Origin of the sequence: Herbidospora daliensis, from assembly GCF_001570585.1 — a bacterium.
Classification (GTDB): Bacteria; Actinomycetota; Actinomycetes; order Streptosporangiales; family Streptosporangiaceae; genus Herbidospora; species Herbidospora daliensis.
Genome location: NZ_BBXF01000001.1, coordinates 1,411,817 through 1,429,243 on the forward strand (window position 1 = coordinate 1,411,817; position 17,427 = coordinate 1,429,243).

The 17,427-nt window shown below is 71.8% G+C and carries 17 protein-coding genes; 5 read left to right on the forward strand and 12 right to left on the reverse strand.

Features of this window, described 5'->3' with window-relative positions:
- Positions 1 to 255: 255 nt before the first annotated feature.
- Positions 256 to 795, reverse strand: coding sequence for a DUF1707 and DUF4870 domain-containing protein (locus AW274_RS05695; RefSeq protein WP_232319984.1), 540 nt, complete (start codon positions 793 to 795; stop codon positions 256 to 258).
- Between the two features lie 190 nt (positions 796 to 985).
- Here AW274_RS05695 and AW274_RS05700 point away from each other — a divergent pair, with 190 nt between their 5' ends.
- A complete protein-coding gene (locus tag AW274_RS05700) occupies positions 986 to 1,327 on the forward strand; it encodes a hypothetical protein (protein ID WP_062334982.1) in 342 nt (113 codons plus the stop codon).
- Here the strand turns inward: AW274_RS05700 and AW274_RS05705 are convergent.
- Complete coding sequence (locus tag AW274_RS05705) at positions 1,324 to 2,346, reverse strand: DUF4192 domain-containing protein (protein ID WP_062429947.1); 1,023 nt, start codon at positions 2,344 to 2,346, stop codon at positions 1,324 to 1,326. The two genes, AW274_RS05700 and AW274_RS05705, sit on opposite strands and share 4 nt — an antisense overlap.
- Before the next feature lie 150 nt (positions 2,347 to 2,496).
- Between AW274_RS05705 and AW274_RS40035 the strand changes: the two genes are divergently transcribed.
- The gene (locus tag AW274_RS40035) at positions 2,497 to 3,270 is read left to right on the forward strand and encodes a DUF4326 domain-containing protein (RefSeq protein ID WP_062429948.1); all 774 of its coding nucleotides are present in this window, start codon (positions 2,497 to 2,499) and stop codon (positions 3,268 to 3,270) included.
- Here AW274_RS40035 and AW274_RS05715 read toward each other — a convergent pair.
- The gene (locus AW274_RS05715) at positions 3,217 to 4,023 is read right to left on the reverse strand and encodes an EI24 domain-containing protein (protein ID WP_062429949.1); all 807 of its coding nucleotides are present in this window, start codon (positions 4,021 to 4,023) and stop codon (positions 3,217 to 3,219) included. The two genes, AW274_RS40035 and AW274_RS05715, sit on opposite strands and share 54 nt — an antisense overlap.
- Before the next feature lie 37 nt (positions 4,024 to 4,060).
- A complete protein-coding gene (locus tag AW274_RS05720) occupies positions 4,061 to 4,657 on the reverse strand; it encodes a nucleoside triphosphate pyrophosphatase (RefSeq protein ID WP_232319985.1) in 597 nt (198 codons plus the stop codon).
- 108 nt (positions 4,658 to 4,765) lie between these two features.
- On the opposite strand from AW274_RS05720, the gene AW274_RS05725 reads away from it, so the two are divergent.
- On the forward strand, positions 4,766 to 6,619 hold the full coding sequence (locus AW274_RS05725; RefSeq protein WP_062429951.1) for a CASTOR/POLLUX-related putative ion channel: 1,854 nt from the start codon (positions 4,766 to 4,768) through the stop codon (positions 6,617 to 6,619).
- Here the strand turns inward: AW274_RS05725 and AW274_RS05730 are convergent.
- The 3 genes from AW274_RS05730 to AW274_RS05740 form a co-directional block, all read right to left on the reverse strand.
- A complete protein-coding gene (locus AW274_RS05730) occupies positions 6,616 to 7,188 on the reverse strand; it encodes a DUF937 domain-containing protein (RefSeq protein WP_062429952.1) in 573 nt (190 codons plus the stop codon). The two genes, AW274_RS05725 and AW274_RS05730, sit on opposite strands and share 4 nt — an antisense overlap.
- A 112-nt stretch (positions 7,189 to 7,300) precedes the next feature.
- A complete protein-coding gene (locus AW274_RS05735) occupies positions 7,301 to 7,930 on the reverse strand; it encodes a response regulator (protein WP_062429953.1) in 630 nt (209 codons plus the stop codon).
- On the reverse strand, positions 7,927 to 9,831 hold the full coding sequence (locus AW274_RS05740) for a sensor histidine kinase (protein WP_062429954.1): 1,905 nt from the start codon (positions 9,829 to 9,831) through the stop codon (positions 7,927 to 7,929). Before AW274_RS05740 ends, AW274_RS05735 begins: the two co-directional genes overlap by 4 nt.
- A gap of 284 nt (positions 9,832 to 10,115) precedes the next feature.
- Here AW274_RS05740 and AW274_RS05745 point away from each other — a divergent pair, with 284 nt between their 5' ends.
- On the forward strand, positions 10,116 to 10,949 hold the full coding sequence (locus AW274_RS05745) for a CPBP family intramembrane glutamic endopeptidase (RefSeq protein WP_062429955.1): 834 nt from the start codon (positions 10,116 to 10,118) through the stop codon (positions 10,947 to 10,949).
- On the opposite strand, the gene ftsH is transcribed toward AW274_RS05745, so the two are convergent.
- The 3 genes from ftsH to AW274_RS05760 are packed head-to-tail and all read right to left on the reverse strand — an operon-like array spanning position 10,919 to position 14,229.
- The gene (ftsH, locus tag AW274_RS05750) at positions 10,919 to 12,865 is read right to left on the reverse strand and encodes an ATP-dependent zinc metalloprotease FtsH (RefSeq protein ID WP_232319986.1); all 1,947 of its coding nucleotides are present in this window, start codon (positions 12,863 to 12,865) and stop codon (positions 10,919 to 10,921) included. The genes AW274_RS05745 and ftsH overlap by 31 nt on opposite strands.
- A 27-nt stretch (positions 12,866 to 12,892) precedes the next feature.
- Complete coding sequence (locus AW274_RS05755; protein WP_062429956.1) at positions 12,893 to 13,387, reverse strand: DUF1269 domain-containing protein; 495 nt, start codon at positions 13,385 to 13,387, stop codon at positions 12,893 to 12,895.
- Between the two features lie 56 nt (positions 13,388 to 13,443).
- Complete coding sequence (locus AW274_RS05760) at positions 13,444 to 14,229, reverse strand: hypothetical protein (RefSeq protein WP_062429957.1); 786 nt, start codon at positions 14,227 to 14,229, stop codon at positions 13,444 to 13,446.
- 221 nt (positions 14,230 to 14,450) lie between these two features.
- Here AW274_RS05760 and AW274_RS05765 point away from each other — a divergent pair, with 221 nt between their 5' ends.
- Positions 14,451 to 15,437 carry a DUF3616 domain-containing protein gene (locus AW274_RS05765; RefSeq protein WP_062429958.1) on the forward strand — a complete coding sequence of 329 codons (987 nt, stop codon included), beginning with the start codon at positions 14,451 to 14,453 and terminating at the stop codon, positions 15,435 to 15,437.
- Here the strand turns inward: AW274_RS05765 and AW274_RS05770 are convergent.
- The gene (locus tag AW274_RS05770) at positions 15,434 to 16,126 is read right to left on the reverse strand and encodes an aminoacyl-tRNA hydrolase (protein ID WP_062429959.1); all 693 of its coding nucleotides are present in this window, start codon (positions 16,124 to 16,126) and stop codon (positions 15,434 to 15,436) included. The genes AW274_RS05765 and AW274_RS05770 overlap by 4 nt on opposite strands.
- Positions 16,123 to 17,406 carry an MFS transporter gene (locus AW274_RS05775; RefSeq protein WP_198169022.1) on the reverse strand — a complete coding sequence of 428 codons (1,284 nt, stop codon included), beginning with the start codon at positions 17,404 to 17,406 and terminating at the stop codon, positions 16,123 to 16,125. Before AW274_RS05775 ends, AW274_RS05770 begins: the two co-directional genes overlap by 4 nt.
- Positions 17,407 to 17,427 lie beyond the last annotated feature (21 nt).

The window sequence follows — 17,427 nt, forward strand, 5'->3', positions numbered from 1 at the left end:
GCTGCGCGGGGCGGGACAGGCGCGAGCAGATCACGCCCGTCGTCGCGGTGCGGGCGCCGACTTGTACGGCTGCGCGGCGCGAGGCGAGCAGGTCGCGGCTGCGCGGCGCAGGACAGGCGCGAGCAGGTCAGGCTCGTCATCGCGGGTGTGCTCCGTCGTCGCGGCGTGAAGCGGGCGCGGGGGTTCGCGCCTTGGGCGGGGCTGGGCGGGCGCGGTGGGGGGTGCCGGCCCGGCGGAGCCGTAACGGAGACGGGTTTATTTGATGAGGCGGATCGTCAGCGGGTAGCGGAAGTCGCCGTCGGCCAGGGCCGATGCGCCGCCGACGATGGACAGGACGATGCCGAGGACCCAGAACAGCGGGACCAGGACGATGCCCACGACGGTGAACGGGAGCAGGATCGTGGCGCCGAAGACCGTCAGGTGGAAGTTGAGGGCTTCCATGGCGTGCCGCCGGACGTAGGGCGAGGTGCGGCCGGCGGTCAGCAGCATGATGAGCGGGCCGACGACGAACAGGCCGGTCAGCGTGATGAGGTGGGCGGCGGCGCCGGCCACGCGGTCGGTTCCGTCGGCGGCGCGGGCCGGTTGGTCGTGGGGCTTCGGGAAGGCCGTCAGGGTGCGGTGGTGGAGGTCGGCCATGACCGGCATCAGGTCGGCGTGGGTCTGCGCGGTCATCGCGTGGTCGAGGCGCAGGTCCATCTCGTCCTTGTCGAGGCGGCCCTCGGCGTAGGCGGCCTTGACGTGCTCGACCACCTGGTCGCGGTCGGCGTCGCTGACGCGGAGGTGGGTGGGTGGCACGGCCGCGCGCCCCGGCGCTGCGGGTGAGAACGACGTCGCCATGAAAACCCTGCCCTTCGCGGAAGAAAACGCGTCTGCCTCCTCCATCCTGGCCGACTCCGGCACGGCGCAGAATCGGGGATGACCCCGACGTGTCCCGGAGATCCGCCAGAGGGACGCGCTCCGCCCGATCGGACGGTATACAAGGGGTATGAGATGGCGTGACCGCTACGGGCTGCGGCGTAACCGGGGTCCGAAAGTGCAGCGTTTCGACCGGGAGGCCACCGATCAGGACATCGAGTCCCTGATCGAGTTCGCCAAGTCCCGCATCGGCGTGGAGTTCTACGTCGAACCGGAAACCTTCGCCACCGACACCACCGCCGTCGCGGTCGCCCACGACGGCGAATGGACCCGCCGCCGCGTGGGCTCCCCCGCCGTCATCAAGAAGGTCGCCCGCGACCTGCGGCTGCCCGTCTACGACGTGCAGCTCACCGGCTACCCGGCCCGGATGCGGGCCTACAACGAACGCCGCCGCCAGGCCGACGGGGTCTAGCCGCCGATCCTCCGCAGCAGCGGGGTGAACCAGCTCATCAGCGGCGGTCCCATCTCACGGTCGAGCTGTTCGGGGGTCGGCATGCGCTCGCCGACGTCGTCGGGGGTCAGCAGCCGGGCGATGGCCTCGGTGAGGATCAGCGCCATCGTGTAACGCGGCTCCGCCGCGAGCGCCCGGTCGAGCGCCATCGACGCGAGCGCGCAGTCGCCCGTCCGCCAGGCCGCGGCCGCCAGCAGCGCCGCCGCCGGGGTGACCAGATTCGGCGACAGCCGCCTGGTCAGGTCGCGCCACAACGCCAGGTGGGCGGGACTGTCGTCGATGAGGGTCCACGCTTCGTCGCGGACCCGGATCAACCACAACGCCAGGCCCAGCCGCGCGGCGTCGTCGTCGGACAACCGCCCGCCGCGTTCGTGACACTCCACAGCCGACCGCACCCGGGCGAGCCCGTCGGCCAGGTAGGCGGCCGGGTCGGCCTTCTCCACCCAGCCCCACACCTCGTGTTCGGCCCGCTCGGTCGCGCGGTCCATCGCCGCGCGGGCCGTGCCGGTGACGGGCGCGACGGTGCGCTCCAGCGCCGCGCGGTCGGGCAGCGCGACCATGCCGCGCACCACGGCCTCGGCCGCGACGGGATGGGCCGCCGCGTCGTAGTACACGCCGTCCGGCGGGCACGGGTGCAGGTGCGACCAGTAGCGGCCCTCGTGGGCGCGTAACGCGTCGTGGACGGGGAGGCCGGCCGCCGTCAGGAAACGCGCCGCGTCGTCGAGGGCGGGCGCGGTCAGCGCAGCTTCGCCGAAGGCGGCGAGCAGGGTCGCGTCGGCCTTCTCGCGGGCGAGCAGCGGGCGCAGGTCGTCGAGCGCGCCGGGGAGCAGCGGCAGGTCCCAGCGGGTCGCGACACGGACGGCGGCGCGCTCCAGGCCGATGACCACGAGACTGTCGGCGGGGTGGAAGCCGAGCAGGTAGGGGATGGCCGCCAGGATGTCGGCAGGGGACGACAGGCGGAGCCGGTGGGCGATGGGCATGGGGCGATCGTGGCGGCGTACGGGCCAGGAGAAACGGACATGGATCCGGTTGTGGAAAACCGTGTTCGCTGTGGGCATAGCTCTGGAAACCGCAAAAGGAACCGCGCGGCATGGGACGGTTGTGCGTCGAGGGGAGCAGCGTTGACGGGCATGCGAGATGTTCCGGTCACCGACGGATGGTCCGGCCACGAGCGGGCCCGGCTGGAGAGCCTGCTGGCCGGAGAGACGGTCATCGTCAGCATGAACCGCCGCCGCGGGCATCCGAACCTGATCGCGTGGGCGCGAACCGCGGGCCTGTACGTCCGCATCGACACCCGCAGCGACTGGGCCAACCCCCACGAGAAGGACGACGTGCTGCGCGGCGAGCAGCTGCGCCGTTTCGAGTCCTACCTGACCGACCGGCCCGAGCTGCTGGCCCGCGTGCCCGAGCTGCGCGGCAAGGCCCTCGGCTGCTGGTGCGTCCCGGGGCCGTGCCACGGGCAGGTGCTCAAACGGCTCGCCGGGGGCGTGGTCGCCATGCCGTCGCTCTCCCCGGTCGAACGGGCCGCGCTGGCCGAGGCCGAGGCCGAGATCGAGGCGGCCGGGCTCGGCGGCCTGGGCCGGGTCGGCCACGCTCTGACCCGCATCCGCGACCTGCGCCTCTACCGGGCCACCCACACGGGCTTCGACGACTACTGCCGGCAGCGCTGGGGCTTCACCCGCCACCACGCCAACCGCCAGATCGCCACGGCCGGGCTGATGGCCAACATGGGCCGCAAGCCCGAGCCCCGGCTGACGGCCGTCCGCGACCTGATGGGCGAGCTCGAGGGCGAGCCCACCCCCGAGGCGATCCGCCGGTGGATCGGCCTGATCGACGAGGGGATCGCGGAGCTACAGGCGGTGCGGCGGCGGCTGGAAGGCCGGCTGCCCCGGCCCCTGAACTAGCATCCGGTCGCGCACCATCATGGCCGCCCCGGCGACCGCGCACGGCATCGCCGCGATGGCCAGGAACGGGACGAGGAACGTCACGAAGACGGCGGTGCCGAACCCGAGCGACATGCCCCGGTTCGCCTTGAGCACGGCGAACCGGAACCTGCGCCGCACCCCGCGCCGCTCCATGGCGAGCGCGGTGAGCTCGACGGTCAGGAAGTATCCGGACACGAGCGCCCCGACCACCGGCACGACCGTCTGCCCCACGAACGGGACGAACCCCAGGATGAACAGCGGGATCGTGAACAGCAGCACGAACCAGAGGGTCACCAGGCTGTCCTTGATCGACCGCAGGATGCCGAGCACGAGCGGCGTGTCGTCGTGGTGCACGGGCCCGCCGAGGCTCTCCTCGACCTGCTCGGAGATCTTCTCGTAGAACGGCTCCCCGATCGCCAGCGAGACCGCCGTGAACAACACGATCGAGAGCAGCGCCCCGACGATGACCAGCAGCACCCCGACGAGCGTCCGGAAGAACTCGCGCCAGCCCCAGTTGTCGGCGAACGGCGTCATCCACGCCGCGACGTCGCCGGCGTTGGCCGCCAGCAGCACGAGCAGCCCCGCGAACAGCGCGAACGCGATCAACGCCGGGATCAGCCCGAACAACCACCAGCGGGGATGGCGGGCCATCCACGCGATGCCCCGCAGGTAGCACCCGACACCATCGAAGAACCCACCGGCCTGCCTGCGCACCGGCCCACCACCGACCATGAGGGCGAGGCTAGCGAATCCGCGGTCTGACCGCGATCTACCGGCTTGTCCAGAGCTGGGTGACCTCGACGTCGAGTTGGGCGAGCAGCTTGCGGACGAGAGGGAGCGAGATGCCCAGCACGTTGCCGTGGTCGCCGTCGATGCCCTCGACGAACCAGCCGCCCAGGCCGTCGAGGGTGAAGGCCCCCGCGACGCGGAGCGGTTCGCCGCTCGCCACGTAGGCCGCGATCTCCGCGTCCGACGGGGTGCCGAAGCGGACGGTCGTGGCGCAGGTCTCGGCGGCCTCGCGGCCGGTGGCGACGTCGATCACGGTGTGGCCGGTCAGCAGGCGGCCGGTTCGGCCGCGCATGGAGAGCCACCGTTCCGTAGCCTCCGCGGTCGACGCGGGTTTCCCGTAGGCCACCCCGTCGAGCTCCAGCACCGAGTCGCAGCCGATCACCAGGGCGGGGGCGGAAATCGTCTCGGCGACCGCTCTGGCCTTGGCCTTCGCCAGCACCAGGGCGAGGTCGGACGGGGTCGGGGCGGTGATCGCCGATTCGTCGACGCCGCTGACGATGACTTTGGGCTCCAGCCCGGCGGCGCGCAGAACGCCGAGGCGGGCCGGGGAGGCGGAGGCGAGAATGAGCTCGGTCACGTCAGCCCACCTTAGTCCCGAAGTCGTTTTCATCGTTTGTCAACCGATATGCGGGCTGATGGTCATGAGGGGTACCTTGTCCGGGTTGATGGGCGGCGGGGAGGCCACGTGGCGAAGGCGAAAGTGCGCGAGAAGGCGCGGTACTGGTTCGACAACACCATGTCCCGGGGAACCGGGGCACTGATCGGCTGGCTGGCCGCGTTCTGCGCCGCGCTGGTCGTCTCGGCCGCGATGCTCGCCGTCTGGCTGACGCCCGGCGAGGTCAAGAACGGGGTGCCGGGGGCGCTCTGGGCCTCGCTGATGCGTACGCTCAGCCCGGGGAAGATCGCCTCCGACCAGGGCACCGCGCCCTATCTGGCCATCATGCTGACCGCCTCGCTGGGCGGCCTGTTCTTCGTGTCGCTGTTCGTCGGCCTGCTCTCGGCGGGGCTGAAGACCAAGGTCGAAGACCTGCGCAAGGGCCGCTCGCGCATCATCGAGTCGCAGCACACCGTCATCCTGGGCTGGTCCGACCAGGTCTTCACGATCGTCGCCGAGCTCGTGAAGGCGCGGGAGCAGAAGTCGGTCATCGCGATCCTCGCCGACAAGGACAAGGTCTCGATGGAGGATGCCCTCCGCGACCGCATCCCCGACACGGGCCGGGTCCGCGTCGTCTGCCGCACCGGCCGGCCGACCGAGTCGGCCCACCTCGACCTGATGAACCTGGGCGCGGCCAAGTCGATCGTCGTGCTGTCGCCCTCCGGCGACGACCCCGACGCCCACGTCATCAAGACGCTGCTCGCCCTGGCCAAACGGCGGGGTGAGCATCCGCCCGTCGTGGCCGCCATCGCCGACTCGGGCAACATGGCCGCCGCGCGGCTGGCGGGCGGGCCGGGCGTGCACCTGGTCGACTCCGACGACACGGCGGCGCGGCTCATCGTGCAGTCGTCGCGGCAGTCGGGCATGTCGGTGGTCTGCATGGACCTGCTCAACTTCGACGACGGCGAGATCTATCTGCGCAAGGCGCCCTCGCTCAAGGGGAAGACCTACGGCCAGGCGCTCAGCGCGTTCGAGAACGCCACCCTCATCGGCCTGAAGCGGGCGAGCGGCGTCGAGCTGAACCCGCCGGTCGACACGGTCATCGCCGACGGCGACGACGTCATCGTCATCGCCCAGGACGACTCCACGATCGACCTGGCGGCGCGGCCGGCCGCCGTCGACGAGACGGCGATCGTGAGCGCGGGCCGTACCAGGCTGGAGCCCGAGCGCACGCTGGTGCTCGGGTGGAACGGCCGCGCGGGCACGATCGTGCGTTACCTCGACGGCTATGTCGCACCGGGGTCGGTGCTCGACGTGGCGGCCGGGCACCCCGACGCGGGCGCCGGACTCGGCGGGCTGCGCAACCTCACGCTGAACGTGAAGGAGTGCGAGACCACCGACCGCTACGCGCTCGAATCGCTCAGCGTCGGGCTCTACCAGCACGTCATCGTCCTGTCGGACGACCGCTTCGAGCCCCACCACGCCGACACGCGCACGCTGATGTCGCTGCTGCAACTGCGCGACATGCAGACCGTCATGCACGAGCGGTACTCGATCGTCAGCGAGATGCACGACGAGAACAACCGTGAACTCGCCGAGGTCACCGAGGCCGACGACATCGTCATCAGCGACACCGTCATCGGCCTGCTGCTCGCGCAGCTGGCCGAGAACCGGCACCTGTCGGAGGTGTTCGGCTACCTCTTCGACTCGCGCGGCTCGGAGATCTACCCGAGGCCGGCGAGCGACTACGTCACCGAGGGCCGTCCCGTCACGTTCGCGACGGTGATCGAGTCCGCCCGCCGCAGAGGCGAGACGGCCATCGGCTACCGGCGGGCCGATCGCGTCAGCGAAGCGCCCCACTTCGGTGTCGTGCTCAACCCCGCCAAATCAGCCGAGCTCGAGTTCGCGGCCGGTGACAAGGTGATAGTGCTGGCGGAGCGTTAGACGCGCTGGCCCCGCTGCGGCTTGTTCTTCGGCTTGGCACCACCCTGCGCCTGAGCGCCACCGAAGATCTTGCCGAGGACACCGCTGAGCATGTCGCCGAAGCTGCTCGTGCTCATCGCCGACTCCTGGCGGCGGAGCTCACGGGCCATCGCCGTGGCGTCCATGTGGTTGGCGTCGATCCGCTGGGCCATCATGGCCATCGCCATCGGCGCGACCATGGCCATCATCTTCATGATGGCGCCCGAGTTCATGCCCATGAACTGGGCGATGCCCTCGGCGGCCTGACGGCTGCCGGGGACTCCGAGGACGTGGGCCAGGATGCGCTGGCCGTCCTGGTCGTTGGCCAGGGCGGCGATGTCCCTGAAGGGGTCGGCGGACGAGTGGTCGTCCATGGCGGCACGCAGCGACTGGGCCCCCTTGGGCTCGCCGCAGTTGCGGGCCATGCCGCAGATGACGGTGGCCAGGCAGGCCTGGATGGCCGGCTTGGCCGACTCGGCGTCGGTCCCCAGGAGGGACGCCATCTGCTGGATCCCCTGCGGGCCCAGCTTGGAGATGATCTCTTCGTGCATCGACTGACTCGACTGACTCACGGTCGGTTCTCCCCCGTTTCAGAAGTGTTCCGCGAGTGATCTGCCCTGCCCGATTTAGGGCTAATGCCTGCTTTGCACCAAAAGACCTCTTTTAGCTGCCGAGGCCCGCCTGTCTCGCCCGCACCACGGCCTGCGCGCGGTCGGCGACCTGCAGCTTGGCGAAGACGCTGGTCAGGTGGTTCTTCACGGTCTTCAGGCTGAGGAACAGCGTGCGGGCGATCTCGGCGTTGGTCTTGCCGTTGGCGAGCAGGTCGAGGATCTCGCGCTCCCGCTGGGTCAGCTCGGGGAAGGGGCCGGTGCCGGGGCCGGTCGTCAGGAAGCGGCGGATGCGCCGGGCCACGGCGGGGCCGTACACCGCCTCGCCTCTGGCGACCGCGGCGACGGCGGCGAGGAAGTCCTCACCGGCCGTGCCCTTCAGCACGTAGCCGCGGGCGCCGGCGCGCAGCGCGGCGAAGACCGACGCGTCGTCCTCCGACATCGTCAGGACCAGCACGCCCAGGTCGGGGCGCTGGTCGACGAGGCGCCGGGTGGCCTCCAGGCCGCCCACGCCGGGCATGACCAGGTCCATCACGACGACGTCGGGGTTCAGCCGCAGGGCCAGTTCGACGGCCTCCTCGCCGTCGGCGGCCTCGCCGACGACCTCGGCGCCGGCCACCTGCTCCAGGAGGGCGCGCAGGCCGTGTCTGAGGAGGGGGTGGTCGTCGGCGAGGAGGACTTTCACAGCGGGAGCACCGCCTTCACTGTCGTGCCGTTCGCGGAGGTCCGGCTCAGGGTGCCGCCGAGTTCGGCCGCGCGGTCGCGCATGCTGCCGCTGCCGACTCCCTCGACGAGGGGGTCGGGCAGGCCGCGGCCGTCGTCGGCGACGGTCACCGTCAATTGTCCGGCCCCGGCGGTCGCGCTGATGTCGATACGACCGGCCTGCGCGTGCTTCAGGGAATTGGCCAGCGCTTCTTGGACGATTCGATAGGCCGCCACTTCGACAGCCGCCGAGAGTTCGGGCAGGTCGGAGACGGTGACGGTGACCTCGGGGCCGATCGCGTCCAAACCGAGGTCTTCGAGGGCGCCGGCCAGGCCGAGTTCGTCCAGAGCCGGGGGACGCAGGCCCTGGACAATTCTCCGCACGTCCGCGACCAGCGTCTGGGTCAGCTCGCGCACGTTCCTGACCTCCTCGCCGGGGGTCGCCGCCTCGATCAGGTAGAGGCCGATGCCGATCGCGGCCAGCCCCGGGCCGAGGCCGTCGTGCAGGTCGCGGCGCAGGCGGCGGCGTTCCTCCTCGCGGGCCCTGACCAGGTCGGCGCGCGACTCGCGGACCTCCCGCGCCAGCCGCGCCGCCGCCAGCGCGACCGCCAGGTGCCGGGCCAGGTCGGTGAGCACGGCCAGGTCGGCGCGCGACAGCGGCTCCCCCGGCGAGCGCGGGGCCGCTCTCAGCTCGCCCTCGTGCCGCCCGCTCGCCGTCAGGGGGAGCTGTACGGCTCCGCCCACCCTCCGGCCGGTCTCGGACACGGTCACGCCGTCGGCCGACACCACCGCCACCCACGGCAACCGCAGGGTCGAGGCGACCGTTTCGGCCGCGTCGTCGAGCAGACGGGTGGGGTCGGCGGCGGCCTCAAGGCGTACACCCAGCTGGTTGAGCGCGGTGACCGGGTCGCCGCGGTGGCCGAACAACCACCGGCCCACCGCCTTCTGCAGCGCGGCCCGCAGCGGCGCGAACGCGACCGCGACCACCGCGGTGGCGACGAGGGTCTCGGTCGAGGCCACGAGCGCGTGGGCGGTGGCGACGACCCCGAGGTAGAGCGCCAGCAGCAGGCCGGTCAGCAGCGCGTAGACGACGGTCCGGCGCAGCAGCACCTCGATGTCGAACAACCGGTAGCGGAAGATCGACACGGCCGTGGCGACCGGCACCAGCGGCAGCGCCACGGCCAGCAGCGCCACCCCGATCTGCGGCCGGGCCGCCAGCAGGGTGTCGGCGACCACCGCCGCCGCGAGCGTCACCACGGCCGCGAAGACGGGCAGCAGCCGCCGCAGGTCGCGCCGGAGCCGGGTGGCCAGCGCCGCCGCGCCGCCGACGCCCAGCACCGTCACGACAACCGCGAACGCGGTGGTGGCGTGCGGCTCGGTCGGGATGAACCCGAAGGGGTTCGGCCGCTCGGCCCCCCACACCCAGATCCGGTCGCGCAGCATCAGCACGACGTGCAGCGCCGCGAGCGCCCCGATCATGAGCCCGGCCGGGAGCCGCCAGCGGCGCGACGGGAGGCGGCCGTCGGGCAGGTAGAGCGGCAGCAGCAGCAACGACCCGAACCCGGTCAGGAAGACCCAGTTGGTGACCCAGGCGGCGGCGAGCGTGCCCGGCCACCCGTGCGGCTCCCCGAAGGCCGCGTAGCCGCCCGCCAGTGCTTGCAGGGCCATGCCCGCGCCGCCGAGGCAGAACAGCCAGCCGACGGGGTGCCGGGGCCGGGCGGCGGCGATGAGCGCGCCGGTCAGCGGGTAGGTCAGGCCGACGACGGCGTCCAGGACCAGGTAGTCGGTGTCGGCGAGCTCGACCCCGGCGGTCAGCACGACGCCGACGACGACGGCGACCGCGCACAGGACGGGCACGATCCAGGGCCATCGGACGGTCGGCATGCGGCAATTGTGCGGGTATCCGCAGGTGGAGGGAATGGGACCAGGGTCCCGAAACCCCGGGACCCGCCATGGAAACGGGGTAGCCGAAATTTCACGACCTGAGCCATTTTCGCGCCCTCCGACCCGACCTGGCGCGACTCGACCCCGGGCAGCCTGGCGGCAGATCCTGCTCACTGGGGGTCCGAAAGCGTGCCTTTGTTCGGCCCGCGACTTGCAGGTCTTCGGGACTTCGACGGGACCGTGCGTTCAGGCGCTCGGGACCGCTCGCCGAGTCTGCTTGTCCCGTGAAGACCGACACCTCCCTGCAGATCGCCACGTTCGCGCTCGTGCTGCCCGTTCTCGTGCTCCCCGCCGTGGCCTACGCCGTCTCCCGGGGGGTCGACCTCGATCGCATCGGGGAGGCGCCGATTCCGGCGCAGATCGCCCTGTACGGTCAGGCGCTCGCCCCGGCCGTCGCCGCCGCCGTCGCCTTCCGGGGGCGCGGGTTCCCGTGGGGGTTCGTGAAGGTCCCCCCGGCGATGCTGGTGAAGGCATGGGCGATCCCCGTCATCGGGGCCGCGGTGGCCTACGGGACCGGGTGGCTGACCGGGCTGGCGTCGTTCACTACGCAAGGGTTGCCTTTTCCGCCGGTGCTCACCGTGCTCGTCGGGCTGGTGCCCGGGTTGGCGCCGTATCTGGTGCTGGCGCTGGGCGAGCAGCTCGGGTGGAGTTCGTTCCTCGTCACGCGGCTCGGGGAGCGGCACTCCGCCGACGTCGTCGCGGTCGTCTTCGGGGTCGCGTGGGCGCTGTTCCACGTGCCGCTGATGCTGTTCGTGCCGGGGGCGGTCGACCCCGGCGTGCCGATGGCCTACGCGGTGTTCTGGTTCACCGTGCAGTCGGTCGTGCTGGCGTTCCCGCTGGTCTGGTTCCGGCTCCGGACCGGGTCGATCTGGCCGGTGCTGGTCGTGCACGCCACGTTCAACGCCGCGACCTATTTCGTCGGCCAGGCCATGACGCAACCGCGCTCGCCCTGGCTGCTGGGCGAGGGCGGGGTGCTGACGACCGCCGGGCTGGCCGTCGCGGTGGCGGCGACCGCCCGATGGTGGCGTCAGTCGCGGGACAACCCGGCGGCGGCGTAGGCGTCGGCCTCGTCGAGGGTCTCCTGGTCGAGCAGGGCCGCGACGATGCCCTCCAGCCGGTGACGGTTGTCGGCGATGAGGCGCTGCGCGTCGGCGTAGCACTCGTCGACGATGCGCCTGGCCTCGTCGTCGACGGAGGCCAGGGTCGCGGACGCGGCCTGCGGCGGGCCCTCGGTCGGCAGGATCGTCAGCGGGCCGATCAGGGGCGACATGCCCCACCGGCCGACCATGCCCCGGGCGATCGAGGTGACCTGTTCGAGGTCGTTCTCGGCGCCGGTGGTGACGATGCCGAACACGACCTGCTCGGCCGCCATGCCGCCGAGCGCGCCGGTGATGCGGCCCCGGAGGTAACGCTCGTCGTAGGCGTACCTGTCGTCCTCGGGGGTCGACAGGGTCACGCCCAGGGCGCGGCCCCGGGGGATGATGGAGATCTTGCGGACGGGGTCGGCGCCCGGCAGCAGCATGCCCAGGAGGGCGTGGCCCGCCTCGTGGTAGGCGGTGCGGGTGCGTTCCTCCTCCGGCATCACGATGGCGCGGGCCGTACCGAGCTGGAGTTTCTCCAGGGCGTCGGCGAAGTCGGCCGGGCTGACGGCGTTGTGGCCGCGGCGGGCGGCCAGCAGCGCGGCCTCGTTGACGAGGTTGGCGAGGTCGGCGCCGGTCATGCCGGGCGTGCTCTTCGCGATGGCCGGGATCTGCACCGCCGGCGACAGCGGCACGCCTCGGGTGTGCACGCGCAGGATCGCCATGCGGCCCTGCTGGTCGGGCGGCGCGACGACGATGTTGCGGTCGAAGCGGCCCGGCCGCAGCAGCGCCGCGTCGAGGACCTCGGGCCGGTTGGTGGCCGCGATGACGATGACGCCCTCGTTGCCGGTGAAGCCGTCCATCTCGGTGAGGACCTGGTTGAGGGTCTGCTCGCGCTCGTCGTGACCCCCTATGGTCGAGGCCCCCCGGGTACGCCCGATCGCGTCGATCTCGTCGATGAACACGATCGACGGGGCGACCTTCCTGGCCTCGTCGAACAGCTCCCGCACGCGGGAGGCGCCGACGCCGACGATCATCTCGATGAACTCCGAGGCGCTGGCCGAGAAGAACGGCACGCTCGCCTCTCCGGCGACCGCCCGCGCGAGCAGGGTCTTGCCGGTGCCGGGCGGCCCGGTCAGCAGCACGCCCTTGGGCAACTTGGCCCCCAGGCGGCGGTACTTCCCGGGCTCCTTCAGGTAGTCGACGATCTCGATGAGCTCGTTCTCGACCTCGTCGATGCCGGCGACGTCGCTGAAGTTGACGCGGACCTTGCCGCTCTCGACCGGTTTGGCGGCGCGGTTGCGGCCGATCCCGCCCAGGCCGCCGCCGCCCCCGCCCATCATGCTGCCGGCCCGCCGCATCAGCCACACCCACACGCCCGCGAGCAGCAGGATGGGCAGCAGCGAGAGCACCAGGTTCCAGAAGGTGCCGCGCTGGTCGTCGGCGGGCTCGGCCTGGATGGTCACGTTCTGCTGGGTGAGCTGCTGGTAGATCTGCTCCTGGTTCGCGAAGACCGGGATCACCGTCGCGAACTTGGTGAAGGTGTCCTTCTGCTTGTCGCCGGGGATCGGCTGCGCCTTCTTCAGGTTGCCCTGGATGGACGTGCCGGTGGCGTAGATGTCCTTCACGTTCCCGCCGTTCACCTGACGGTTGAACTCGGTGTAGGAGATCGTCTGGCGCGGCTCGCCGTCGAAGAACGAGCTGATGATGAAGAAGGCCGCGTAGGTGAGCGCCATGGTCAGCGCGAACCGCCACCAGTTGATCCTGGGGCGGTTCGGCTTGGGCGGGGGCAGTCCTTCGGACCGCCACGGCTTCGGCTCGTCCCCGTTCTTCTCGGGACGGCTGTCCGGGCGGTCGCGGTCCCCCTCCCGGAAGTCGTTCGGCGGCTCACCCACGTCGGCTCCTCGGCTCTATGGCAGGCGTCAGTGGTGCCGGGCCGCCTCGATGGCCTCCTTGAGCTGGTTCTCGGCCTCCTGCGTCAGGGACGTGTGGATGATGCGCCCGCCCATGGGCGCGACCTGCGGCAGCACCTTGTCGCGGGTGCTGTCCTCGACGAGCAGGAACAGGGCCGCGCCGCCGGGCACCAGGCCCGCGGCGACGTCCTTCATGAACTTGTCGTCGACCCCGATGTCGGTCTTGGCGCCGACCAGGGCGCCGGTCGCGGCGCCGACGGCCGCGCCGACCAGCGGCATGAAGAAGATGAGGCCGATCAGCCCGCCCCAGAGCGCGCCGCCCGCCGCGCCGGTCGCGGCCATGTTGACGGCCGGCTTCATCTTGATCTTGCCCTCGGTCGTGTGCTCGACGATGGCGGCGTCGGTGAGCGTGATGAGGCGCTCCTGCTGGAGCCGGAACAGCTTGTCCCGCACTTCTACGGCGGTGCCGAGGTCGTCATACGCGATGGCGATCAACGTAGCCATGATGGAGCTCCCCCCGAAGTCCAGATAAGGGGATATTTCCCCAGATGGGACCGGGTCTAAAGCACCTTGATCTTGCTCATCACCGTGTTGATGTCGCGGTAGCTCTTCTTCTGGCTGTCCGGGACGCTGATGAAGACCAGCGCGGGCTTGGCTCCGGGCACGTCCACGAGCGCGATGGCGGCGGCCGACTTCCGCTTGTCGCCCTTGATCGTGTAGTTGACGTCGTAGCCGAGCACCCAGGCCGGGCGGTCGTCGATCTCGGTCAGGTCGGCCGACGTCCACTTGATGGTCGCGCCGGCGGGGTGGTGGTTGAGCGTCCAGCGGGCGGCCAGGAAGGCGGTGTCCTTCAGGTCGTCCTGCACCTCGATCGGCACCGGGCAGGAGACCAGCAGGCCCCGGTAGGCCGACCCCTTGACCTTGGGCAGCAGCTGGCGGGACGCGAACGGCGAGGCCGAGGCGAGGTCCCAGGCGCCGGCGAAGCGGGGGAAGGCCACGCCCGACTTCTCGTCCTTGACCGAGCCGCGGATCTTGGCGCTCTTGCCGGCGAAGGCGCGCAGCTTCTGCTGCCCGCCGGGGAGCTCGGGCACCCGGGGGTCGTCGAGCGCGTCGGTCATCGCTGTCGAGAGCGGGCTGACCGAAGGCGACGGGGAAGGGCTCGGGAGCACCGGGGTGGGCGGGAGCGGCGCGGCGGTCGTCGCGGCGACCGTGACCGGGTCGGCTTTCGGCGCGGGCGCGGCGGCGGCCTCACCGGGGTCGTTGCGGGTGAGGACGACTCCCGCGGCCACCACGCCGAGGGCGGCGACGACCGTCACGACGGCGGCGGTCCGGTAGACGAGCCGCATGGGCAGATCGCCCAGACCTTTGGTCGACGGCGGGGGTGGCGGGTCCGGGATCGTGATCTTCGGTAACGGGCTGGTCTCCGCTTCCGCCGCAACGTACGAAGGAGTGGCCTTCGTCCCATAGTCCCCAGGTGGCACGTCGGCGAGCGTACGGCAAATCACGGCAATTCGGGTGCGATAGCCATCACACTTCGGGAACGAGGTTTGCGGCTCATAATGACTGGGTGCAGGTAGAGCTCCGGTTCGCCCCGGGATCGGCGATCCATCACGATCTTTCCGCCGTGCGACAGGACGGCCGGTGTCTCTGGGTCGCCGGAGACGAGTGGGCGGGGGTCGAACGCCTCACGTGGCGCGACGGCGCCTTCCAGGACCATCGCACCTTCCGGCTGGCCGACTTCGTCGAACTGCCCGCCGGTCCCGACGACGAGGCCGACATCGAGGGCCTGGCCCGCGCCGACGGCTGGCTCTGGGCGGTCGGCTCCCACAGCCTCAAGCGCAAGCGGGTGAAACCCGGCCAGAACGGCGACAAGGCCCGCAAACGCCTGGCCACCGTCGTGCGCGAGGAGAACCGCTTCGTCCTGGTACGTCTCCCCCTCGTCGACCGCGACGGCCTGCCGGAACCGGTGCGGGCCGACGGCGCGCGCCGGGCCGCCATCCTGAGCGGGCCGGGCCGCAACCTGGCCGACATGCTCGAACACGACCCCCACCTGGCGCCGTTCCTGCGGCTGCCGGGCAAGGACAACGGCGTCGACGTCGAGGGCATCGCGGTCATCCGCGACCGGGTGTTCGTCGGCCTGCGCGGGCCGGTGCTGCGCGGCTGGGCGGTCATCCTGGAGATCCGCCCCGAGCCCGACCCCCACGACCCGGGCCGGCTGCGCTTCGCCCCGGTCGGCGACGCCCGCTACCGCACCCACTTCGTCGACCTCGACGGCCTGGGCATCCGCGACCTGTGCCCGATCGGCGACGAGGTCCTGATCCTGGCCGGGCCGACGATGACCCACGACGGCCCGGTGAAGATCGTGCGCTGGACGCCGGGCAACGGCTTCGCCGACCCGCCGATCCACGTCGCCGACCTGGCCACGGGCGTGCGCGACGACCGTCCCGAGGGCCTGGCGGTGCTGGGCAACGGGCAGCTGATGATCGTCCACGACAGCCCGTCGCCCCTGCGGCTCACGCCCGAGGGGGTCTGGGCCGACGTGCTGACGGTCTAGACGTTGCGCAGCGGCCCCCGGGCCGCCGGGCGGAAGCCGCCCTCGCGCAACCACGGCGCGGTGGCGACGACCGTCACCGAGCCCGGCGCGATCTCGGTGAAGCCCGCGTCGCGCACGGCCGGCAGGTCGGCCTCGGCCAGCTTGGCCCAGTCGTAGGCGCTGGCGGTGCGCACCGACACGGCGAACCCGGTCTCGGCCCACGCCGCCCGGTCGGACGGCGTGGTCGCCCACCAGGCCAGCTGGGCGGCGTGCCCGGCCTGGGCCATCGCCTTGCCGGCGGTCATCTCCAGGTGGGGGTTGATCCACAACACGCAGGGCGCGCCGGCCGGGCCCGGCGGCTCGGGGTCGTCGAGGTCGGTGCCGGACACCTGCAGCCGCGCCAGGTCCTTGGGCCAGCCGTCGAGCGGGACCGGCGGGTGGACGCGGACCAGCGCGGTCCCGGCCGACACCGTCTCGCCGGGCAGCTGGAGCACGCGGGTCCATTCGGCGCCGCGGGCCCGGCGGACGACCTTGCGGATGCCGTGGCTCTCCCAGCCCCGGACCGCCTCGGCCCATTCGCCCTCGCCGCCCGAGCGGTGGTCGCTGACCATGCGCAGCACCGCCAGCGCGGCGGCTTCAAGCGCGTCGGTACGCCGTGGCGGCGTCGCCCGTTCGATCCGGACCACCAGCGGCAGCACGTATTGGCTCACCGGCCAATACTGCCAGCCCCGCGCGCGATCCGTATCGACATGATGGCGGCGAGTGCGCAGAGTCCGCCCGACACGTACCAGGCGAGGTCGTAGGTGCCGAGGTGGTCGCGGGTCACCCCGGCCAGGGTGGCCGCGAAGGCCGCGCCGATCTGGTGGGAGGCGAACACCCAGCCGAACACGATCGGCCCGTCGTCGCCGTAGATCTTTCGGCAGAGCGCGACCGTCGGCGGGACCGTGGCCACCCAGTCGAGGCCGTAGAAGACGATGAAGACGATCATGCTGGGGTGGGCGGAGTCGCCGAACAGCTGCGGCAGGATCAGCAGCGACGCGCCCCGCAGGGCGTAGTAGACGCCCAGCAGCACCCGCGCGTCGACGCGGTCGCTCAGCCAGCCGGAGAAGATCGTCCCGGCGATGTCGAAGATCCCGATGACCGCCAGCAGGCTCGCCGCGACCGGCTCGGCCATGCCGTGGTCGTGGGCGGCCGGGATGAAGTGGGTGCCGACCAGGCCGTTGGTCGACGCGCCGCAGATGGCGAACCCGCCGGACAGGTACCAGAACGACCGGGTCTTGGCGGCGTCGCGCAGGGTCCGCAGGGCACGCGCGGCCGGTCCGACCGTGGCGGGCGCGGGGGCGGGCGGGGGCTCGGTGGCGCCGTACGGGAGCAGCCCCACGTCGGCGGGGTGGTCGCGCAGCAGGAAGAAGACCAGCGGGACCACCGCCAGCGCCGCGCCCGCCACCACCAGCGAGGCGGTCCGCCAGCCGCTCGACTCGACGAGCAGCGCGAGCACCGGCAGGAAGATGAGCTGCCCGGTCGCGCCTCCGGCGGTCAGGATGCCGGTCACCAGGCCGCGGCTGCGCACGAACCACCGCTGGGTCAGCGTCGCGGCGAAGACCAGCGCCATCGAGCCGGTGCCCAGGCCGACGAGCACGCCCCAGCAGAGCACGAGCTGCCAGCTCGCGGTCATGAAGACGGTAACCCCGCTGCCGGCGGCGACCAGCGCCAGGGCGTAGGTGACGACCCTGCGCATGCCGAAGCGGTCCATCAGGGCGGCGGCGAAGGGGGCGGTCAGGCCGTAGAACATCAGGTTGATCGACACGGCGAACCCGATGGTGCCGCGCGACCAGCCGAACTCCTCCTGCAACGGCGTGATCAGCACGCCGGGCGTCGCCCGGAACCCGGCCGCGCCGATGATCGCGATCAGGGCGATGCCGCCCACGATCCAGGCCCGGTGCACACGTGCGGGCCGGGTCACCCCCCGAGTGATGGTCATGCCGGACATCCTGCCGACCAGGGCACGAAC